This is a genomic window from Pseudomonas arcuscaelestis (genome assembly GCF_016881005.1).
Classification (GTDB): Bacteria; Pseudomonadota; Gammaproteobacteria; order Pseudomonadales; family Pseudomonadaceae; genus Aquipseudomonas; species Aquipseudomonas arcuscaelestis.
The window spans coordinates 17,307-38,104 of the sequence record NZ_JACOPV010000011.1 but is presented as its reverse complement, the minus strand read 5'-3'; the positions used below and the strand labels follow the sequence as shown (position 1 = coordinate 38,104).

The following is a 20,798-nucleotide window of genomic DNA, read 5'->3' as shown; positions in this document are numbered from 1 at the left end:
GGGCAACATCATGGATCTGCTCAACTACTACCGTTCGACCTCATCCTACCGGGTGAGGATTGCGCTGGCGCTCAAGCAACTTGAGTATCAGTACGTTCCGGTCAACCTGCTCAAGGGTGAGCAGCGCGAAGAGCATTTCCTCGCCCTCAATCCTCAGGGCCGGGTGCCGGCCTTGAAGATCGATTCCGGTGAACTGCTGGTGCAGTCACCCGCAATCATCGAGTACCTGGAAGAGGTGTATCCAAGCCCGGCGCTACTCCCCCAGGACCCAGTGCAACGTGCTCAGGTGCGGGGCGTGGCGGCATTGATCGGTTGTGATATTCACCCGCTGCACAACGTCAGTGTGCTTAACCAGCTGCGCGGGTTGGGGCAGGACGATGCGCAAGTCAGCCAGTGGATTGCCCATTGGGTAAGCCAGGGGCTGGCAGCCGTCGAGCAATTGATTGGTGACGAAGGCTTTTGCTTTGGAGAAGAACCGGGGCTGGCCGATGTCTACTTGATTCCACAGCTTTATGCGGCTGAACGTTTCAACATCGACCTTGGTGGCTTCTCGCGTATTCGTCGGGTCGCCGGGTTAGCCGAACAGCACGCGGCCTTTGTCCAGGCTCATCCGTCCAAACAACCGGATATGCCGGGTTAGTGCACAGATGGCGATATATGTGGCAGGTGGCTCAAGCGTTCAGTCAGGCGCAAGCGTTGGATTGGATCGTCACTGAGCAGTAATGCATGCTCCAGGTCGAAGCGTTCGGCCTGGGGGCATTCAAGGTGTTGGTACAAGGTGGCGCGGGCCATGTAGTCGCTGGCCAGGGCAGGCCCCAGCAACAGGACTCTTTCGGCATCCTTGAGCGCAGCCAAATCATCGTCATGAGTGGTATGCAACTGGCGCAGGTTGCGGGACAGGCGTTGAAGCATCTGCTTGGGGCTTGCAGTCAGCAGGTGGTCGGCAGTGAGCAGCAATTGCGGACCAAACTGACGACCGAGCAGCTCACGGCAATCGGCAGGGTAAAGCCTGCGTCCACCGCACGGGTCGAGCAGATGGTCGGCGCCGGGCACACGCAAAAGAAAATGCCCGGGAAAATTCACCCCTTCCAGCGGAATCGACAAGCCGCGGGCAAGTTCCAGGGTCAACAACGCCAGGGCCAGTGGCTGGCCGCGACGGCGCTCCAGGACTTTGTCGAGCAAGGCCACCTGGGGGCGCAAGGGGTGGTATTCGTCTTGCTGGAATCCCAAGGCGCTGAGCCTGCGTAACAACGGCTGGGCCAACTCGCAGAGGGGTAGCATCGGCAGGCCGGCGCTGACCTCCTGCTGAAGCGCCTTGACCTGTGCCATGACATCCACGGGACGAACACTGTCGTCGTGCTCGGCTGCCACCCACACCGCAGCCTCCAGCAAATCGACCGGTTCGCGTTCCAGGCAGGCAAGACAAGCTTGGCGTGGGGTCATGACAATCTCCGCTCAAGCTTATTTTGTAGCGCTGACTAAGCCTTTCGTCCAGTGGTCCGGGTCACGCCATCAATCGGTGTAGCGCAGCCTATACTGGGATCAGCACCTCATTGAGGAGCCCGCTGATGTTCGCGATCATGCAAAGCACCCGCACGCAATCGCTGCACATGTGCATTGACCCCTGTACCGGGCTCAAGGCGGTGGTCGCTATCCATAGCGAGCATCTTGGCCCGGCCATGGGCGGTTGCCGTTATCTGGCCTATCCGGATGACGACAGCGCGATGATCGATGCCATGCGCCTCGCCCAGGGTATGAGCTATAAGGCAGCGTTGGCTGGCCTGCCTTTGGGGGGCGGCAAGGCGGTGATCATTCGTAATCCACATGTGGAAAACCGTGCTGCGTTGTTTGAAGCGTTTGGTCGCTTTGTCGAAACCCTGCAAGGCCGGTTCATTACCGCCGTGGACAGCGGGACGTCAACCCTGGATATGGACTGCATCGCCCAGACCACCCAGCATGTCACCAGTACCACTTCTGCCGGCGACCCATCGCCCCATGCTGCCATGGGGGTATTTGCTGGTATTCGTGCCACCTCTATGGCCCGACTTGGCAGTGACAACCTGGAGGGGTTGCGGGTGGCAGTACAAGGTCTGGGGAACGTTGGTTATGCACTTGCCGAGCAACTGCATGCCGCGGGTGCCGAGCTACTGGTCAGCGACCTGGATCAGGGAAAGGTGCAATTGGCGATAGAGCAGTTCAATGCACGCCCGGTGGCCAATGAAATGTTGATCAGCACCCCCTGCGATATCTTCGCCCCTTGTGGGCTAGGGCCGGTACTCAACGGCCAGAGTGTGATGCAACTGCGCTGCGCAGCCGTGGCGGGAGCGGCGAACAACCAGCTCACCACCCTGCAGGTGGCTGATCAGTTGGAGAGTCGTGGAATACTCTATGCCCCTGACTATGTGATCAATGCCGGCGGCTTGATCTACGTAGCACTCAAGCACAGGGGAGAGGAACTGCCCACGATCACCGCACACCTGGCGCGCATCCCTTCGCGACTGACCGAAGTATTTGCCCATGCGCAAGCCGAAAAGCGCTCACCTGCGCGTGTCGCGCAGATGCTTGCCGAGCGGTTGATCTACAACTGACGGGTAGTTAGTCTGCAGCGCTGTCAGTGAGCAGCTCGGACAATGCGTCGGGTTGGCTCTTGAAAGCTTTGGCAAACACATCGCGGTTTTTCGCCATATAGATGCCAGCATCCTCGACCTGTTGTTCGCTCAGCGACGGCACGGCTTTTTTCAGGACCTCAGCGAGCAGCTCGGCCAATTCGAGCATTTTGTCGTGACGGTCAGCTTCGGCTTTATCCATGAACAAGCGCTCCAGATCGCGGCTGCTGCGGTATACCACTTCGACGGCCATTCATCACCTCACATGCCTTTTGAATATCGAGATGCTCGATACTGTTTATTTGTACAGTGTTAATGATAGGGTAATCCACACGACTAAGATAGTGGCAAATCAGCATTCTGCTTTTGCAGAAGCCGGTCATCCCGGGCTGAAACAGTGGGCGCGGCACTTTTACCGTTCTTGAAGGTCTTGATGAGCGTGTAGAATTCCCGCCAAGGCAGAAGAGCCATTCAGTTAACTAAGGATATGCAATGAACGAGCACACATCGCGCCTGAACCGGGAACGGCGCTTTCTGGTACTGCTGGGGGTGATCTGCCTGGCCTTGATTGGCGGTGCCTTATATATGCAGATCGTTCTCGGCGAGGCGCCTTGCCCGTTGTGTATCCTGCAACGCTACGCCTTGCTGCTGATAGCGGTGTTCGCGTTCATCGGTGCGGCAATGCCTGGGCGTCGCAGCCTCACCATCCTTGAAGGCCTGGTGGTACTCAGCGCCATCGGCGGCATGGCCGCTGCTGGCAACCATGTGTATATCCTCGCCAACCCTGCGATCAGTTGCGGCATCGATACTTTGCAGCCGATCGTCGATGGCCTGCCCCTGGCGTCGGTATTGCCGCTGGTGTTCCAGGTTGATGGATTCTGCTCTACACCCTACCCACCGGTGTTGGGTTTGTCGCTGGCGCAATGGGCATTGCTTGCCTTTACGCTCACAGCTGTTCTGGTGCCCGTCGGTATCTACCGCAATCGCCGCAAGCCTTAGACAAAAGTAATGTTTTGATACATCTGCGCCCCGTGCACAAACATCGCTGCGACGTTGCACTTCTCTTGATTCAGATCAAGCGCGAGACCTTGTATTACAAGGGCCTCAGGGGTATTGAGAGGGGTGCGACAAACTGTCGCGAAACTGATTTTTTAGGCTTGATTATTGTCAATTCTGTAAAGGACTGTTGCTCAATTAGTCATAGTCATTGAATGACGACCTATCTACAATCGCCCCCAATTTCCGTTCGGCACCGCTTGCGAGTCGCAGGATTAAAGGAGCTCAGGCTCTTTTTTGCAGACTCTGACGAGCATCGCCCGCGGCGATGCCGGGCTGACCCCCCTCCGTGATTTCCCGCACCAAATGGAATTGGTCTGAACACAGGCCTGTTGCCTACGAAGTCAAAACAATAAACACCGCAGTACCCGGTTTATGCCGAGCCGCCGCAGCTGGCCTCAAGGCATGACCGTACCCGCTCCCATAAATGCTAACGCTTGGCAGGACGAAGTGTTGGCGACCAAAACACAAATTGCATTGAAGCAAGCTGCTCTAGAGGTCGTGAGATGAGTAAAAAGCGTTACCCCAGACTGTTTGGCATTCTGCCCTTTTTAGGCATGCTTTTACTCAGTGGGTGCAACTGGACCCTGCTCGACCCGAAAGGTCAGGTCGGCATTGAGCAAAAGAACCTTATCTTGATCGCTACCGGCTTGATGTTGCTGGTGGTGATTCCTGTCATTTTCATGACCCTCGCTTTCGCCTGGAAGTACCGCGCCTCCAACAAGGCCGCTACTTACACGCCTGACTGGTCGCACTCGACCAAGATCGAAGTGGCGGTGTGGACTATCCCGGTTCTGATCATCATTGCCCTGGGCTATGTGACCTACCAGACCACCCATGAGCTGGACCCGTATCGTCCGCTGGTTTCCGATGTGAAACCGGTGCGGATCGACGTGGTTGCCCTGGACTGGAAATGGCTGTTCATCTACCCGGAACAAGGCATTGCCACGGTCAACAAGATCGTCTTCCCAGCTAACACCCCGATCAACTTCCGCGTGACCTCGGACTCTGTGATGAACTCGTTCTTCATCCCGGGCCTGGGCGGCCAGATCTACGCAATGGCCGGCATGACCACCAAGCTGCACCTGATCGCCAACGAAAATGGCGAGTTCGACGGTATCTCGGCGAACTACAGCGGCGCTGGCTTCACCGGTATGAAGTTCAAGGCAACCGCCACCTCCCAGGCTGATTTCGAAGCATGGGTGAACGAAGTCAAGCAATCGCCAAAACAGCTGGATGCGGCTGAATACGCAGCATTGGCCAAAACTAGCGAAAACAATCCAGTCGCGCTGTACAGCGTGGCCTCGCCTGAGCAGTTCCAGTCCATCGTCGACAAGTACGAAGGCATGAACCGCGGCCGGCCGGTCCACGAGAAAGAGCAGAGCAAAGAAGCGGCCGGTACCGAAGGGATGGACGTGAGTATGCATTCAGCTGCTGGGGCAGAGGAGTAAGAGATGTTCGGTAAACTAAGTCTGGATGCGATTCCGTATCACGAGCCGATAGTCATGGTGACCATTGCCATGATTGCGCTCGGCGGTCTCGCGCTCGTTGGTGCAATCACCTATTTCAAGAAATGGACCTACCTGTGGTCCGAGTGGCTGACTTCGGTCGACCACAAGAAAATCGGGGTGATGTACATCATCGTCGCGATGATCATGCTGCTGCGCGGTTTTGCCGACGCCATCATGATGCGTACGCAGTTGGCCATGGCCACCGGCGGTTCCGAGGGCTACCTGCCTCCCGAACACTATGACCAGATCTTCACCGCTCACGGTGTGATCATGATCATCTTCATGGCAATGCCATTCTTCACCGGCCTGATGAACCTGGCCCTGCCTCTGCAGATCGGTGCGCGTGACGTTGCCTTCCCGTTCCTCAACTCCCTGAGCTTCTGGCTCCTGGTGTCCGGCGTCGTGCTGGTCAACGTGTCCCTGGGTGTTGGTGAGTTCGCCAAGACCGGCTGGGTTGCTTATCCACCGTTGGCGGGTATCCAATACAGTCCGGGCGTGGGTGTTGACTACTACATCTGGGCGCTACAGCTATCCGGGTTAGGTACGACGCTAACGGGGGTCAACTTCCTGGCCACCGTGCTGAAAATGCGTGCGCCTGGCATGAAGCTGATGGACATGCCGATCTTCACTTGGACCTGCACCTGGGCCAACGTACTGATCGTTGCATCGTTCCCGATTCTGACCGCCGCTCTGGCACTGCTGACTGTTGACCGTTATCTGGACTTCCATATTTTCACCAATGAGCTTGGTGGGAACCCGATGATGTACGTCAACCTGTTCTGGGCCTGGGGTCACCCTGAGGTTTACATCCTGATCCTTCCGGCCTTCGGTGTGTTCTCGGAAGTGACCTCGACCTTCGCAGGTAAACGTCTGTTCGGCCACAAGTCGATGATCTACGCTTCGGGCGCGATCGCGGTACTGGGCTTTGCGGTATGGTTGCACCACTTCTTCACCATGGGTTCGGGCGCAAGCGTGAACACCTTCTTCGGGTTGGCAACCATGCTGATCTCGATTCCGACCGGGGTGAAGTTGTTCAACTGGCTGTTCACGATCTACCAAGGCCGTCTGCGCTTCACCGCGCCGGTCCTGTGGACCCTGGGCTTCATGGTTACCTTCTCCATCGGTGGTATGACCGGCGTACTGCTGGCTGTTCCAGGTGCTGACTTCGTTCTGCACAACAGCCTGTTCGTAATCGCTCACTTCCACAACGTGATCATCGGTGGTGCGGTATTCGGCTACATTGCCGGCTTCGCCTTCTGGTTCCCGAAAGCCTTCGGTTTCACCCTGAACGAGAAGTGGGGCAAAGCTGCCTTCTGGTTCTGGATCTCCGGTTTCTACGTGGCCTTCATGCCACTGTACGCACTGGGCTTCATGGGTATGACCCGTCGTCTGAACCACTCCGACAACCCACTGTGGGAACCCTACCTGTACGTAGCCGTATTCGGCGCCGTGCTGATCCTGTTCGGTATCGCTTGCCAGCTGATCCAGCTGTACGTTTCGATCCGCGACCGCAAGGACAACATGGACGTGACCGGCGACCCATGGGGCGGCCGTACCCTGGAATGGTCGACTTCGTCGCCACCTCCGTTCTACAACTTCGCCACCATGCCTGAAAACGTCGAGCTCGATGCCTGGCACGAAACCAAGCAAGCCGGCGGCGCCTACAAGGTTCCGGCCAAGTACGAAGCGATCCACATGCCGAACAACACCTCTACCGGTGTGTTCATGGGTGCGTTGCTCACCGTATTCGGTTTCGCTTTCATCTGGCACATCTGGTGGCTGGTTGCAGCCAGCCTGGTTGGCACCATCGCTGTCTTCGTCGCCCACGCTGCGCGTGACGACCAGGGCTACATGGTTCCTGCCGAGGAAGTGGCGCGTATCGAAGGCGAGCGCATGAAGGCCCTGGGCCTGGCTACCGGTTCGCCGGACGGCGCACGTGTCAAATCGTTTGAGCGGGTTTAATCAATGTCCAGTCATGTAATCAATGCAGACACTCATGCCCATGGTCACGACCATGGCCATGACGATCACCACCACGACTCGGGCCAGATGACCGTCTTCGGTTTCTGGCTGTACCTGATGACCGACTGCATCTTGTTTGCGTCGCTCTTCGCTACCTACGCGGTGCTGTCCGGCAGTTTTGCCGGCGGCCCGTCCGGTCACGACATTTTCCAACTGGACTTTGTCGCGGTCGAAACCGCATTGCTGTTGTTCTCGAGTATCACCTTCGGCTTCGCCATGTTGCAGATGTTCAAAGGCAACAAGAGCGGCGTGCTGGGCTGGCTGGCTGTCACCTTCCTACTAGGTGCTGGCTTCATCGCGATGGAAGTCTATGAATTCCATCACCTGATCGCTGAGGGCTTCGGCCCGCAGCGCAGCGGTTTCCTCTCGGCGTTCTTTGCGCTGGTAGGTACCCACGGTCTGCACGTGACTGCTGGTCTGATCTGGATGGCGGTAATGATGTACCAGATCAACAAGCACGGTATTACTGGCACTGCCAAGACCCGCATGAGCTGCCTGAGCCTGTTCTGGCACTTCCTGGACGTGGTCTGGATCTGTGTGTTCACCGTCGTGTATCTGCTGGGGGTTCTGTAAATGGCTAATGCACATAACAGCCACGCCGAGGGCAACCACGGTAGCGTCAAGTCCTATGTAATCGGCTTCATCCTCTCGGTGATTCTGACTGCAATTCCTTTCGGCCTGGTGATGTTCCCAAGCATGCCGAAGGACATCACTATCATGGTCGTAGTGGCCCTGGCGGTCATTCAGGTGGTCGTGCACTTGGTGTACTTCCTGCACATGGACCGTTCGCCTGAGCAGCGTTCCAACGTGTCGACCTTCCTGTTCACCGCGATGGTCATTGCACTGCTGGTCGGCCTGTCGCTGTGGATCATGTTCAGCATCCACACCAGCATGATGGCGAAGTGAGGTAAGACGACATGTCCATTAAGCACTTTATCCAAATCACCAAACCGGGGATCATTTTCGGTAACGTGCTTTCTGTGGCGGGCGGTTTCTTCCTTGCCGCGCAAGGGCATGTCGACTTCCTGCTGTTCCTGGCCACAGTGATTGGTACTTCGTTGGTGGTGGCGTCCGGTTGCGTGTTCAACAACTGCATCGACCGTGACATCGACATCAAGATGGAGCGCACCAAGAACCGTGCAATGGTTCAGGGCCAGATATCGCTGAAAGTAGCCTTGGTCTACGCCACCCTGCTCGGGGTGGCCGGCCTTGGCCTGCTGTATGTGCAGGCCAATGCGCTGGCAGCGTTGTTCGGCCTGATCGGCTTCATCATCTACGTTGGTTTCTACAGCCTGTATCTGAAGCGTAAATCGGTGCACGGCACCCTGGTTGGCAGCCTGTCCGGTGCCATGCCTCCGGTGATCGGCTACTGCGCCGTGAGCAATACCTTCGATCTGGCTGCACTGACGCTGCTGGTGATGTTCAGCCTTTGGCAGATGCCGCATTCCTATGCCATCGCGATCTTCCGCTTCAACGACTACCTGGCGGCCTCCATTCCGGTTCTGCCGGTCAAGCGCGGCATCCTGGTCGCCAAGAAGCACATCCTCTGGTACATCGTCGCGTTCCTTGCTGCAACCCTGATGCTCACCATCGGTGGTTACGCGGGCATGAGCTACATGGCGGTGGCTGCGGCCATGGGCATGTACTGGCTGTACATGGCCTGGACCGGCTACAAAGCGGTGGATGATCGCCTGTGGGCACGCAAGCTGTTTGTGTTCTCCATCTTCACCATCACCGCATTGAGCGTGATGATGTCGCTGGACACCAAAGTGCCGACAGAATTGTTGCTGACCTACGCACATTGAGTGTGTCGGGTTGAATGAGAACGCCCCGAACCGCAAGGTTCGGGGCGTTTTTGTTTGTGCCTCGGCCAGCACACGAAGTAGGGCAGGGTTGCCCTCTGCTGTTGTCTCAGCGCCGTGATTAGAGTGCCCTACTACTCATTCACGGAGGAAAATAACATGAGTGTGCTGACCGTCTATTTTTGTGGCACCGGTTCCCATCGCTTCGATGATGCCAACCCCAGCTTCTGGAATGGCGAGCTGGTTTCGACCCTGGCTGCCAACGATCAGGGTAAGGAATACGCCCATTGGATTGCAGTCGATGGACCAGGAAGTGGCAACCTTCAAGCCGATGAGTTGTTCGTAAAACCCGGTGGTTACTACAACTGGAACCAGACTTTGTTCGGCAAGGGCTGGGAAGAGAATGTCCAGCACGCAATGCAGATCATCAAGGGCCGCAGCAATTGGCAGCGCAAGGAGCTCAGTGAAGACGAGTATCAGCGTCTCAAGGCGTCTGGCGTACCTGTTCCGGAGCCTACCGCAACAGCCTCCTGGTTCTGGCGTACGTACAACTACGGTGACCGCAAGATCACCCCGCAGATGCTCCAGGAACAGATCATCAAGCAATTTCGCAAGGACGGCATAATCCCTACCCAGGTCAACCTGGTTGGATGGAGCCGGGGCGGTATCAGCTGTCACATGCTGGCTAACGCTATGCTCGCAGACAGTGAACTGAGCAAGCTCCCGGTAAATATTTTCGCCATTGACCCGGTTCCAGGTGTTGGCAATTTCGACAGCCATCGCGTGCAGCTCGGTGCCAATGTGAAGGAGTACGTTGGCTTCTTCTCCCGCGACGAGCGATCCAAGGGTTTCTCCTGTGTTGTTCCGCAAACCCATGGCACTACCCGCTGCCACGTCTACCCGATGCCAGGCCGACACGCGACGTTGGTAGGCAACGCCTCGGCAGATGGTGCCGGTGGCGGCAAGGTGCTCGCCGAACCCGGCCTGATCGTTCGGCACCTTGCCGAGGTCTGCCTGACGCGCTGGGGGGCAAAGTTGAACAAGATGCTCAAGCTCAGTGAAGGCGATTTGAACAACCACCATCAGGCGTTGGCTCGCGATGATGGCAAATATGAGTCGATGCGCAAGCACTCATACACCGTGATCACCGAGTCCGAGAAGAATGAACGCCGCGTCAGTCTGGGGGACCAAAGTGTGGCGTTCTCAAGCGTCCAGGACGAGGCATTTCAACCGGACAGCGCCCTTGCGAGTCCTGTGACTTGGAGCGCCGCTACTTACAAGGACATCCGCTAGCTGCCCGCAGGCCTGGGCTGGCCGTCCTGGTATTTACTTTGCCACTGGACAGGCGGCACGCCCAGGCTCTATTGTTTGCCCCGGCCACCGCAGTGGCCAACGTCGCTCGGACGGTTCCGGGCGCTTACGTCTTCGAGGAAACCATGGCTGACCAAGGTTCGCCGCGCCGCTTTGCGCGCATTGATCGTCTCCCCCCTTACGTTTTCAACATCACCGCCGAACTCAAGATGGCTGCGCGCCGTCGTGGCGAGGATATTATCGACCTGAGCATGGGCAACCCCGATGGGGCGACGCCGCCGCACATTGTCGAGAAACTGGTGCAAGTCGCCCAGCGTGATGACACCCACGGCTACTCGACCTCTCGCGGTATTCCCCGCCTGCGCCGGGCGATTTCGCGTTGGTACAAAGAACGCTACGAGGTCGAGATCGACCCGGAAAGCGAAGCCATCGTCACCATCGGATCCAAAGAAGGTCTGGCGCACCTGATGCTTGCCACCCTGGATCATGGCGACACTGTGCTGGTCCCCAACCCAAGCTACCCGATTCACATCTACGGCGCGGTCATTGCCGGTGCCCAGGTGCGTTCGGTGCCGCTGGTGCCGGGTGTGGACTTCTTCAACGAGCTGGAACGGGCGATTCGCGAGTCGATTCCCAAGCCGAAGATGATGATTCTCGGCTTTCCTTCCAACCCCACCGCTCAATGTGTGGAACTGGACTTTTTCGAGCGCGTAGTGGCATTGGCCAAGCAGTACGACGTGCTGGTCATTCACGACCTGGCTTACGCCGACATCGTCTACGACGGCTGGAAAGCGCCATCGATCATGCAGGTTCCCGGCGCCAAGGACATTGCTGTGGAGTTCTTCACGCTGTCCAAGAGCTACAACATGGCGGGTTGGCGTATCGGTTTTATGGTCGGCAACCCGGAACTGGTCAACGCCTTGGCGCGGATCAAGAGCTACCACGACTACGGCACCTTCACCCCTCTTCAGGTTGCCGCGATCGCAGCCCTGGAAGGCGACCAGCAGTGCGTGCGGGATATTGCCGAGCAGTATCGCCAGCGTCGCAATGTGCTGGTCAAGGGTTTGCACGAGCTGGGCTGGATGGTCGAGAACCCCAAGGCCTCGATGTACGTCTGGGCAAAAATTCCCGAGCAATACGCTCATCTGGGCTCTTTGGAGTTTTCCAAAAAGCTGCTGGCCGAAGCCAAGGTTTGCGTATCCCCAGGTATTGGCTTTGGCGACTATGGCGATGATCACGTGCGCTTTGCCCTGATCGAAAACCAGGACCGGATCCGTCAGGCAGTCAGGGGTATTCGTCAGATGTTCCGTGCTGATGGGGTAGGGGTCAAGTCTCAGAAGTAAGCGCAGCAGTCGCACTGCGAGACCACGAAAAAACCGTCCGTCAGCGACGGTTTTTTTCTGCTCGCACCCCCTTCTCAAAATCGTGGCGAAGCATAGAATGGCGACGGGTTTTCTCCCAATAACGATAACTTGCCCCCCGTCTTCTCATCATGTCCGAACATAATCCTTGTTTGAACTGCGGCGCCTGCTGCGGGTTTTTCCGTGTGTCATTTTTCTGGGGTGAGTGCGAGTCGTCGGGAGGTCTGGTACCCGACGACCTGGTGGTGCAGATCAATCCTACCCGCGTAGCGATGATCGGCACCGACAGCAAGCCCTGCCGCTGTATTGGCCTTGAGGGCGAGATTGGCAAAGGTGTCAGCTGCAGCCTTTATGAAAAACGTTCCACCCCGTGCCGCGAGTTCGAAGCGGCGTGGGTCGATGGCCAGCCCAATCCGAGTTGTGATGCTGCGCGGGCAGCCTATGGTTTGACTCCGCTTGAAGCCAACGAGCCGATCTGGCCGGATGATGGCGCTGAGGTAGCCTGATCGTCGTGGGCAGTGCCTGGTAGCCTTGAGGTAGACTGTGCGGCTCTTCGCAAAGGACAGGAGCTCTGACCGTGCCGCATCCTCGGGTACTGCGCAATGATTGCTAGCCGTTACATTTCAATTACCCTGACACTGTTCTTGGTGAGCTTGTGCTTCAACGCCATGTACCTCACTGGTGAGGGGCGCCTACACGCCTTGCAGGCACTGTTGTACGGCCCTTGGGGCATGGTATTTGGCATGTTCGGCTGGTTTGCCAATCCCTTGCTTGGGCTGGCAATTCTTCTGCATCGTCGTTGGCGCTGGGTATCGCTGGCGCTGGGACTGGGCGCGTTGTGCCTGGCCTTGACCAGTTTCGGGGTTGATCGGATGCCGGATAACCGTAGCTACAACTTCGTCTACCTGACCCACTTCGCGCCGGGTTTTTACATCTGGTTGCTGTCGATTCTGTCCTTTTGCCTGGCGCAAGCCTGGTGGTGTGTTCAGGCGCGTCGAGGTGCCGCGATTCCTGGCTGGCATTGGCTGGACGGCGGCCTGCTGGTGGTGCTGGGCCTGACGGTCAGTTTTGCTATTGAAGAGCCTGGCCTGAGATTTGAAATCGATCGCGCCCTGGAGCCGCAACCTACAATCCAGCCGATTACCCCAGACACTATTTAGCCGACGTCGAAGTGCCCCATTGCACCACCAGCATACCGAGCACAATCAAACCGACCCCGGCCAGGCGCAGTCCATTCACCGGCCGTTGCGCCAGCCCCATCAAACCCCATTGATCGATCAGCAGGGATGACAGCACCTGACCGGCAATCACGCAGACAATAAACCCGGCTGCGCCCAGGCGCGGTGTGAGCATCAGTGCCGCGGTGATGTATGCCACGCCTCCTACGCCGCCCAGCCAGGCCCACCAAGGCGCCTGGGCGAGGGCGCCGACCTGGGGTAGCGGCGCGCGCAGCATCAACAGGGCTGGAATCACCATGAGCACACTCACCCCCAGCGATACCAGCGTGGCCCACAGCGGATGGCCGAGCAGGCGGCCCAAGGCTGCATTGCTGCCGGCCTGAAAAGGCACCGCTGCACCGGCTAACAGGGCGATGGCAAGCGGCAGGAGGGCCGCTGGGGTGAAAGATACGCTCATGGCAAGACTCCTTGAAAATGAATGGGTAAAGTCTTCGCTATCCATATTGCTAATGGAAATTCGAATGCTGCACGGGAGTTATTCGTCTGATGGATGATCTGCGTCGTATTGACCTTAACTTGCTGCTGACCTTGCATGCCTTGCTGGCTGAAAAGCATGTCTCGCGCGCAGCGTTGCGTTTGCACCGCAGCCAGCCTGCGGTAAGTCATGCCTTGGCGCAGTTGCGCGAGTTGTTTGCCGATCCCTTGTTGGTGCGCCGTGGTGGGCGCTTGCAGGCCACAGCCCGGGCGCAGGCTTTGGTCGAGCCGTTGCAGCAGGCTTTGGAGCAGCTTGATGGGTTGCTTGCCCATCCGGGTTTTGACCCGCGCAAGGCACGACGCAGCTTTCGCCTGGCCATGTCGGACTATGGCGCGCGAGTGGTATTGCCAGGGCTGATGCGGGTGCTGCGTGATGAGGCGCCGGAGGTAGACCTGGTGGTTATCCAGGGCAGTCGAGAAGCGATGCTTGGCCATCTGTTCGATGGCGAGGCCGACCTGGCACTGGGTGTTTTTGCGCAGCAACCGGCAGAGCTACAGGTTGAAACCCTGTTTGAGGAACGTTTTACCTGCCTTGCCGACCGTAGGTATTTGCCTGCCCGTGGTGGTCTGGAATTAACCGAGTGGCTGGCGCGCCCTCACGTACTGGTTGCGGTGCGACCCGGTGTCGACAACGAGATCGATCTGGCGCTTTCAGCAATTGACGCCCGTCGCCGGGTGGCACTGGCGTTGCCGCACTGGGCAGCGGCGCAGGAAGTGATTGCCGGTACCGACCTGATTCTCACCATTGCCCGACGTAGCCTCGACAACGGTAAACTCGATCCACGCCTGCGCCGCTTCGATCCGCCGCTACCGATCAAGGCCTTTGCTTTCCAGCAAGCTTGGCATCAACGTCGCGAGAGCGAAGCAGGGCACCGCTGGTTGCGTGAGCGAGTAGCACAGGTGTCAGCCTTATCACCCCGGTAACAGCGGGCTTGCCCGCGATTGGCAGCGCAGCAGCCGCGAAACCTGAGTGCGGCCTATTGTGACGCAAGCCTTCACCCTGCATTCTGAGCGCCCCTTACAAGGAGTTCCCCAGATGAAATATCCGCTGCTGGCCTTCACGCTGCTGGCCGTTGTTGCGCCATTCGCCGTGGCTCAAAACGATTCGCCTGCCTACAGCCAATGTATGGAAACCGCCCAATCAACGTTGGACATGAACAACTGCAACGGCGCCGAAATCGAACGCCAGGACGCTCGCCTCAACAGTGTTTACAAAAAGGCCAAGGCTGCGCTGGAGCCTGCCCAGCAAACTCAGTTGCTCGAGGCCCAGCGCTTGTGGATCAAATACCGCGACGCCAACTGCAAGGTGTACTTCAACCTCACCGGCGGCACCATCGATCAGCTCAATGGTGCAGGCTGCGTTCTGGATATGACCAAGGCTCGCGCTGATGAGCTGGCAACGCTGAGCCAGTCTTGATCGCTTGATCAGCGTCGGGCTGCGCGCGCTCGCAAGTATTCACGGACTTCGACATGATTGCCGGAAAACTCGATGCGCCCGACCTTGCTATCGCGATGAAAGGCGTACATCGGATCGTAGTACTCGCTGAGCAATCCACTGATCCAGGCGCGGTGCAGGTCGACTGCGCCGCTGCGCTGTTGTTCTTCCAGGGCTTGCAGCAACAACGTTGAAAGCCGCTGGTAGCGTTCGCCACCCAGGCGCTTGAGGATATTGCCCATGCTCTGGTTGAGGCGTGCGGCGAACAGCGTGAAGCCTTGCTCAGCACCATGCAGCGCCACGAACTCGGCGCACAGGTTGGTCACGTAGTCGCCAAGAATACGCTCGACGCGATTGTCGAAACTGTCTTCCAGCCATACCAGCGGGTACTGCTGCATGCCTTGGTACAGTTCCAGGGGCAGCGAGCAACTGCCAACGATTCGACCTTCATCCTCGAGCACGAACTGTTCGAGACCGCGTGCGCGTTTCTTCAGGATGTCGATGGCCAAGCTGTTTTCGAAATCGATTTGCACCGGTTGCCCGGTGGCGCGTTTCCCGAAGCTGGAGCCGCGATGGTTGGCATGGCCTTCAAGGTCCAGGGCGTTGTCCAGGTCTTGCAGCACCTCGGTCTTGCCGGTTCCCGTCAGGCCGCCAATCAATACGAAATCACACTCGGCCACTGCACTCTGGGTGGTGTCGAGGAGAAAGTTACGCAGCGCCTTGTAGCCACCAACCACCTTGGGATACTGAATGCCTGCCTCGCTTAGCAGCCATTGCTGGACAATCTGCGAACGCAGGCCACCGCGAAAGCAGTAGAGGTAGCCTTCAGGGTTGGCTTGGGCGAAGGCGACCCAGGCAGCAACCCGCTCATCCTTGGTCTGGCCGCTGACCAATTGATGGCCGAGGGCGATGGCGGCCTGTTGGCCTTGCTGCTTGTAGCAGGTGCCAACCTTTTGCCGTTCGAGGTCGTTCATCAGCGGCAGGTTGATCACGTTGGGAAAGGCGCCCTTGGCAAATTCGACCGGGGCGCGCATGTCCATCATGGGTACAGCGTGCAAAAACAGCTGGCGGTAGTCGGTGGTGTTGTCACGCATTACAGCACCTCAACCGCATGGCTCTGTCGCTCGACCAGTTCGCCGATTGGTGCCAGGTTCAGGCCCAGTTCAGCGGCTACGGCGAGAAACTCTGCTTCACCGTCAGGTGTTACCGCTACCAACAGGCCACCGCTGGTTTGCGGGTCGCACAGCAGGTGTTTCTGCTCGTCGTTCAACGGCGCGATTTTTTCGCCATAGCTTTCGAAATTGCGCAAGGTGCCGCCGGGCACACAGCCCTCAGCCAGATAATGCTCGACGCTCGGCAGGCGCGGAACGGCGTTATAGTTCAGGCGCGCACTCAGGCCGCTGCCATCTGCCAGTTCAACCAGATGGCCGAGCAGGCCGAAACCGGTAACGTCGGTCATGGCTTTGACGCCTGCCAGCTTGCCGAAGCGGCTGCCGGGGGTGTTCAGCGTGCACATCCAGTCGCGGGCCAGGCCTTTGTCCTGGTCGCGCAGCTTGGATTTTTTCTCGGCTGTGGTGAGGATGCCGATGCCTAAAGGCTTGGTCAGGTACAGGCGGCAACCTTGTATGGCGGTGTCGTTGCGCTTCATGTGGCGCTTTTGCACTACGCCGGTCACGGCCAGGCCGAAGATAGGTTCTGGCGCATCGATCGAGTGACCACCGGCCAGCGGGATACCGGCTTCGGCGCACACCGCGCGACCGCCGCGAATCACTTCGCGGGCTACTTCCGGGGCCAATACATTGATCGGCCAGCCGAGAATGGCAATGGCCATCAGCGGATCGCCGCCCATGGCGTAGATATCGCTGATGGCGTTGGTGGCGGCGATGCGACCGAAATCGTACGGGTCGTCGACGATAGGCATGAAGAAATCGGTGGTCGAAACTACGCCACGTTCATCGTCCAGCGCGTAAACTGCCGCGTCATCACGCGAGGCATTGCCAACCCAAAGCTTTGGGTCCAGCGCCTGGGTACCGCTTTCGGCAAGGATCACCTCCAGCATCTTTGGAGAGATCTTGCAGCCGCAACCGGCGCCATGGCTGTACTGGGTCAGACGAATCGGCTCGCTCATACGCACCTCGAAAAATCGTGAAGCCCGATTGTAGCAAAGCTGGTCTTTGCGCCGATGCCTCTTATAATTTGCGCAGCTAGCCCATTGCTGGCTCATTCCCCGCTATTGAACCGGAGAACCCCTCATGCTCAAACGTCCCCTGGCGCTGTTTGCCGGCCTCGTACTGTCGTGTTCGACTTACCTGGCCCAAGCGGCCGACACCCTGCGCGTCAGCGCCATCCCTGACGAGGCACCCACCGAACTGCTGCGCAAATTCAAGCCGCTGGGCGAATACCTGGAGCAGAAGCTGGGCATGAAGGTCGAATTCGTGCCGGTTTCCGACTATCCAGCGGTGGTCGAGGCACTGGCCACTGACCGTCTGGATATGGCCTGGCTGGGCGGCTTCACCTTTGTTCAGGTGCATCTGAAGAGCCCGACCGCTACACCACTGGTGCAGCGTGAGCAGGATGCCGAGTTCACCAGCAAATTCATCACCGCCAACCCGCAAATCAAGAGCCTGGCCGATCTCAAGGGCAAAACCTTTGCCTTCGGTTCGATTTCGTCCACCTCCGGCAGCCTGATGCCGCGCTACTTCATGCTCAAGGACAACAACATCAAGCCGGAAACCTACTTCAGCCGGGTGGCCTACTCGGGTGCTCACGATGCGACTGCAGCCTGGGTACAAGCCGGTAAGGTCGATGCCGGCGTGCTCAACGCCAGCGTATGGGACAAGCTGGTCGCCTCGGGCAAGGTCGATACCAACAAGGTCAAGGTGTTCGCCACCACCCCAAGTTACTACGACTACAACTGGACCGTACGCGGCAGCCTCGATCCGGCCTTGAAAGAGAAAATCAAGCAGGCCTTCCTTGACCTTGACCCGGCCAAACCCGCAGACAAGGCGATCCTCGACCTGCAGGCTGCCAGCCGCTTCATCGCCACCAGCCCGGACAACTACAAGGGTATCGAGGAGGCCGCTCGCGCTGCTGAGTTGCTCAAGTGACGATCCGGCTCAACTGCGTCAGCCTGCGCCATGGTGCGGTACAGGCATTGCTTGAGGTCGACCTGAGTGTCGAGGTCGGCGAGCGGCTGGCAATCATCGGCCCTTCGGGCGCCGGCAAGTCCAGCCTGCTACACCTCATAGCCAGTGCCATGGCGCCCACCAGCGGTAGCGTCGAGCTGCTCGGTGAAGCGCCTTGGCGTCTGTCTGCAGGTGCGCGTCAGCGTCTGCGCGCACGTATTGCTATGGTCCATCAAGCACCGCCATTGCCTCCGCGCCAACGCGTGGTGACTGCGGTGCTGGCTGGGCGCCTGGGTCAATGGAGCACCTTGCGTGGGTTGCTCAATCTGTTGCACCCCTCGGATGTACCCGGTGTGCGCGCGGTGCTGTCGCGGCTGGGCATGGCGGAAAAGGTATTTGCCCAGTGCGGGCAATTGTCTGGCGGGCAGTTGCAGCGTGTCGGCATTGCCCGCGCCCTGTATCAGCAACCGCAAATCCTGCTGGCGGATGAGCCTGTTTCGGCCATGGACCCAGTGCTGGCCGAACACAGCCTGAGAACGCTCAATCAACATGCCACTGAACGTGGTGTCACCCTGGTGGCGAGTCTGCACGCGGTGGAGCTTGCGTTGGCGCACTTCCCGCGGGTACTCGGCATTCGCGAAGGGCAGGTGATGTTCGACCTACCCGCTGCGCACGTCTCCCAAGACATGCTCGATGCGCTGTATGCCAACGAACATCTGGTTTCGCCTCAAGTGCCTTTGCCGGCCCTGCCCCTGCAGATTCCACGATGCTGAGTGCCGAAAAACGCGACCCTGCAGCCTTGCCCAGGCTGTTGCTGACCCTGCTGATTATTGCCGTGCTCTGGCCTGGTATTCAGTTGAGCGAGCTTAATCCCGGCGTGCTCCTAGAGGCTGAAAACCGTCGTGAAATGGGCAATTTCGTCAGCGCCTTCTGGCCTCCAGCGCATGACCCGGATTTTCTCGTCTTGCTCTGGCAGGCCACTTTGCAAACGCTGGCGGTGGCCACTGCCGGTATGGCCCTGGCGTTGATGCTGGCGATTCCAGCCAGCCTGCTGGCTAGCCGGGCGCTGTCCATGGACGCCGCCTCTCGTGGTGGCCGCCTGGGGTTTTGGTCACGCATGGTGCGCCTGCCGGTGCGTGGCCTGCTGATCTTTCTGCGCAGCGTGCCAGAGATTGTCTGGGCGCTGCTGTTCGTTCGCGCGGTGGGCCTGGGGCCGACTGCCGGGGTGTTGGCCATCGCCATTACCTACAGCGGTATGCTCGGCAAGGTTTATGCGGAGATCTTCGAGTCGGTCAACCAGCGTCCCGCCCACGCCCTGCTGCAAGCTGGCAGTAGTCGTCTGAGTGCATTCTTCTACGGCATCCTGCCCGATGCAGCAGCAGAGCTTGTGTCATACACGGTGTATCGCTGGGAGTGCGCGATACGCGCCTCGGTTGTGATGGGCTTTGTTGGCGCCGGAGGGCTCGGGCAACAGATCGATTTGTCGATGCGCATGTTCGCCGGCGCCGAGGTGGCGAGCATGTTGCTGGCTTTCCTGGTGTTGGTATGGCTGGCGGACCAACTCAGCCGAGTGCTGCGCGGGAGGCTGGCATGAGACGCTTGCTCAATGCCTCGCTGATTCTCGCCCTGCTGGCGGCCGTGTTTGCCTCGTTCGCCTACCTCAGCCTCGACTTGCAGTCGCTGTTCGGTAATGGCGGGCTGGGTCAGATGGGGGCCTATGCAGCACGCTTTCTCAGCCCGGACCTGAGCGCCGGGCATTTACAGGCAGTGGGCAAAGGCGCCCTTGAAACGTTGGCCATGTCTGGCTTGGGCACTTTGCTCGCGGTAATCCTCGGCCTGTTGCTGGCGTTGCCAGCCGCCGGGCGTTTTGGCTGGCCGCTGCAGGGCGCTGCACGTTTGTTGCTCAATGCCTTGCGTGCGATCCCGGAACTGGTCTGGGCCGCGCTGACAGTGCTGGCAGCTGGGCTGGGACCGAACGCCGGCACCCTGGCGTTGGCCCTGCACACCTCGGGAGTGCTGGGCCGGTTGTTCGCTGAAGCGCTGGAGAACGCGCCGCCTGAGCCGGCTGCTGCCATTCGTTTGCAGGGCGGTAGCCAAGTCGCGGCCTTCTGCTTTGGCACCTTGCCCAACCTCTGGCCGCAGTTGCTGGCCTACAGCCTATATCGCTGGGAAAACAATATTCGTATGGCCAGCGTGCTCGGCTTCGTGGGAGCCGGTGGCTTGGGGCAGATGCTCTACACCACGTTGAGCCTGTTCCAGGAGGCCCAGGCCAGCACGGTAATCATTGCCATGCTGGTGTTGGTGTTGCTGGTGGATGCCTTGAGTGATGTGCTCAGGCAGCGTTTTGTGCGGGCCTAACGGATGCCCAGGCGGTGATCCAGTGACCAGCGACCACCGCCACGACCGATCACCACCAGCAGCAAACCTGCCCAGCTCAAGTGAGTTGGCCAGGCGTCGGGATAGACAAACACCTGGATCACTAAGGTCATTCCCAGCAGCGCCAAGCCGGCGAAGCGGGTGCACAGGCCAAGTACCAGCAACAGCGGAAACACGTGTTCGGCATAAGTGGCCAGGTGAGCGGCCAGCCAGGGCGGGAGCAGCGGCAACACGTACTCGGTACGAAACAACTCATAGGTGCTGGGCGTGATGCTGAGAAAGCCTTCGACCTTGGTGCGCCCTGAAAGAAAGAAGATCGCCGCGATGCCCAGGCGGGCGATCAGTGACAGCAACGAGTCGCTGATCAGTCCTTGCAGCTGCCCTGCGCAACGCGACCAGAATGTGCCAGCGGCGGTTGGGTGTTTGTCGGGCGTTTCACTGATCGAGTGCATGGTGTTCTCCATTCAGGGGCACATGGGTA

General features: G+C 58.8%; 24 protein-coding genes. 18 read left to right on the top strand and 6 right to left on the bottom strand.

The window, feature by feature from the left end; all coding sequences use genetic code 11:
* The first annotated feature begins 10 nt into the window (after nt 1-10).
* Nucleotides 11-640, top strand: a complete 630-nt coding sequence (gene maiA, locus H8F21_RS17780; RefSeq protein WP_203482134.1) for a maleylacetoacetate isomerase — start codon at nt 11-13, stop codon at nt 638-640.
* Here maiA and H8F21_RS17775 read toward each other — a convergent pair.
* Nucleotides 637-1,443: a SirB1 family protein gene (locus tag H8F21_RS17775; RefSeq protein WP_203482133.1), complete on the bottom strand. Its 807-nt coding sequence runs from the start codon at nt 1,441-1,443 to the stop codon at nt 637-639. The genes maiA and H8F21_RS17775 overlap by 4 nt on opposite strands.
* A gap of 125 nt (nt 1,444-1,568) precedes the next feature.
* On the opposite strand from H8F21_RS17775, the gene H8F21_RS17770 reads away from it, so the two are divergent.
* Nucleotides 1,569-2,588: a Leu/Phe/Val dehydrogenase gene (locus H8F21_RS17770; RefSeq protein ID WP_203482132.1), complete on the top strand. Its 1,020-nt coding sequence runs from the start codon at nt 1,569-1,571 to the stop codon at nt 2,586-2,588.
* A gap of 7 nt (nt 2,589-2,595) precedes the next feature.
* Here H8F21_RS17770 and H8F21_RS17765 read toward each other — a convergent pair whose 3' ends face one another.
* The gene (locus H8F21_RS17765; RefSeq protein WP_203543433.1) at nt 2,596-2,859 is read right to left on the bottom strand and encodes a YebG family protein; all 264 of its coding nucleotides are present in this window, start codon (nt 2,857-2,859) and stop codon (nt 2,596-2,598) included.
* Between the two features lie 239 nt (nt 2,860-3,098).
* Between H8F21_RS17765 and H8F21_RS17760 the strand changes: the two genes are divergently transcribed.
* From H8F21_RS17760 to H8F21_RS17715, 10 genes are all read left to right on the top strand, one after another.
* Nucleotides 3,099-3,605, top strand: coding sequence for a disulfide bond formation protein B (locus tag H8F21_RS17760; RefSeq protein ID WP_136478082.1), 507 nt, complete (start codon nt 3,099-3,101; stop codon nt 3,603-3,605).
* Between the two features lie 563 nt (nt 3,606-4,168).
* The gene (gene cyoA, locus H8F21_RS17755; RefSeq protein ID WP_203585127.1) at nt 4,169-5,113 is read left to right on the top strand and encodes a ubiquinol oxidase subunit II; all 945 of its coding nucleotides are present in this window, start codon (nt 4,169-4,171) and stop codon (nt 5,111-5,113) included.
* A gap of 3 nt (nt 5,114-5,116) precedes the next feature.
* Nucleotides 5,117-7,135: a cytochrome o ubiquinol oxidase subunit I gene (gene cyoB, locus H8F21_RS17750; RefSeq protein ID WP_203482661.1), complete on the top strand. Its 2,019-nt coding sequence runs from the start codon at nt 5,117-5,119 to the stop codon at nt 7,133-7,135.
* A 3-nt stretch (nt 7,136-7,138) separates the two neighbouring features.
* Nucleotides 7,139-7,768, top strand: coding sequence for a cytochrome o ubiquinol oxidase subunit III (locus H8F21_RS17745; protein ID WP_203482662.1), 630 nt, complete (start codon nt 7,139-7,141; stop codon nt 7,766-7,768).
* Nucleotides 7,769-8,101, top strand: coding sequence for a cytochrome o ubiquinol oxidase subunit IV (gene cyoD / locus H8F21_RS17740; protein WP_203482663.1), 333 nt, complete (start codon nt 7,769-7,771; stop codon nt 8,099-8,101).
* An 11-nt stretch (nt 8,102-8,112) separates the two neighbouring features.
* Entirely contained in the window at nt 8,113-9,000 is an 888-nt protein-coding gene (gene cyoE / locus H8F21_RS17735) for a heme o synthase (RefSeq protein ID WP_203482664.1), read from the top strand.
* Between the two features lie 156 nt (nt 9,001-9,156).
* Nucleotides 9,157-10,290: a hypothetical protein gene (locus tag H8F21_RS17730; protein ID WP_203585126.1), complete on the top strand. Its 1,134-nt coding sequence runs from the start codon at nt 9,157-9,159 to the stop codon at nt 10,288-10,290.
* Between the two features lie 143 nt (nt 10,291-10,433).
* Nucleotides 10,434-11,651 (top strand): alanine transaminase, encoded by a 1,218-nt coding sequence (gene alaC / locus H8F21_RS17725; RefSeq protein ID WP_203482693.1) that lies wholly within the window; start codon nt 10,434-10,436, stop codon nt 11,649-11,651.
* Between the two features lie 149 nt (nt 11,652-11,800).
* Complete coding sequence (locus tag H8F21_RS17720; RefSeq protein ID WP_203482666.1) at nt 11,801-12,175, top strand: YkgJ family cysteine cluster protein; 375 nt, start codon at nt 11,801-11,803, stop codon at nt 12,173-12,175.
* Between the two features lie 96 nt (nt 12,176-12,271).
* Nucleotides 12,272-12,829, top strand: coding sequence for a hypothetical protein (locus tag H8F21_RS17715; RefSeq protein ID WP_211202181.1), 558 nt, complete (start codon nt 12,272-12,274; stop codon nt 12,827-12,829).
* Here H8F21_RS17715 and H8F21_RS17710 read toward each other — a convergent pair.
* On the bottom strand, nt 12,822-13,304 hold the full coding sequence (locus H8F21_RS17710; RefSeq protein WP_203482667.1) for a DMT family transporter: 483 nt from the start codon (nt 13,302-13,304) through the stop codon (nt 12,822-12,824). The genes H8F21_RS17715 and H8F21_RS17710 overlap by 8 nt on opposite strands.
* 89 nt (nt 13,305-13,393) lie before the next feature.
* Between H8F21_RS17710 and H8F21_RS17705 the strand changes: the two genes are divergently transcribed.
* Both H8F21_RS17705 and H8F21_RS17700 read left to right on the top strand, forming a co-directional pair.
* Nucleotides 13,394-14,305: a LysR family transcriptional regulator gene (locus tag H8F21_RS17705; RefSeq protein ID WP_203482668.1), complete on the top strand. Its 912-nt coding sequence runs from the start codon at nt 13,394-13,396 to the stop codon at nt 14,303-14,305.
* Between the two features lie 112 nt (nt 14,306-14,417).
* Nucleotides 14,418-14,798, top strand: coding sequence for a lysozyme inhibitor LprI family protein (locus H8F21_RS17700; protein WP_203482669.1), 381 nt, complete (start codon nt 14,418-14,420; stop codon nt 14,796-14,798).
* Between the two features lie 8 nt (nt 14,799-14,806).
* Here the strand turns inward: H8F21_RS17700 and mnmH are convergent, their stop codons facing one another.
* Both mnmH and selD read right to left on the bottom strand, forming a co-directional pair.
* Nucleotides 14,807-15,910, bottom strand: coding sequence for a tRNA 2-selenouridine(34) synthase MnmH (gene mnmH / locus H8F21_RS17695; protein ID WP_203482670.1), 1,104 nt, complete (start codon nt 15,908-15,910; stop codon nt 14,807-14,809).
* The gene (gene selD, locus H8F21_RS17690; RefSeq protein ID WP_203482671.1) at nt 15,910-16,944 is read right to left on the bottom strand and encodes a selenide, water dikinase SelD; all 1,035 of its coding nucleotides are present in this window, start codon (nt 16,942-16,944) and stop codon (nt 15,910-15,912) included. The genes mnmH and selD overlap by 1 nt, the downstream gene beginning before the upstream one ends.
* 124 nt (nt 16,945-17,068) lie before the next feature.
* Between selD and H8F21_RS17685 the strand changes: the two genes are divergently transcribed.
* From H8F21_RS17685 to phnE, 4 genes are read left to right on the top strand one after another with little or no spacing between them, the layout of a single operon-like run.
* Complete coding sequence (locus H8F21_RS17685) at nt 17,069-17,923, top strand: putative selenate ABC transporter substrate-binding protein (RefSeq protein ID WP_203585125.1); 855 nt, start codon at nt 17,069-17,071, stop codon at nt 17,921-17,923.
* A complete protein-coding gene (locus tag H8F21_RS17680) occupies nt 17,920-18,714 on the top strand; it encodes a phosphonate ABC transporter ATP-binding protein (protein ID WP_203482673.1) in 795 nt (264 codons plus the stop codon). The genes H8F21_RS17685 and H8F21_RS17680 overlap by 4 nt, the downstream gene beginning before the upstream one ends.
* Nucleotides 18,708-19,535: a PhnE/PtxC family ABC transporter permease gene (locus tag H8F21_RS17675; RefSeq protein ID WP_203482674.1), complete on the top strand. Its 828-nt coding sequence runs from the start codon at nt 18,708-18,710 to the stop codon at nt 19,533-19,535. Before H8F21_RS17680 ends, H8F21_RS17675 begins: the two co-directional genes overlap by 7 nt.
* Nucleotides 19,532-20,299 (top strand): phosphonate ABC transporter, permease protein PhnE, encoded by a 768-nt coding sequence (phnE, locus tag H8F21_RS17670; RefSeq protein WP_203482675.1) that lies wholly within the window; start codon nt 19,532-19,534, stop codon nt 20,297-20,299. The genes H8F21_RS17675 and phnE overlap by 4 nt, the downstream gene beginning before the upstream one ends.
* Here the strand turns inward: phnE and H8F21_RS17665 are convergent.
* The gene (locus H8F21_RS17665) at nt 20,296-20,769 is read right to left on the bottom strand and encodes a DoxX family protein (protein ID WP_203482676.1); all 474 of its coding nucleotides are present in this window, start codon (nt 20,767-20,769) and stop codon (nt 20,296-20,298) included. The genes phnE and H8F21_RS17665 overlap by 4 nt on opposite strands.
* Nucleotides 20,770-20,798 lie beyond the last annotated feature (29 nt).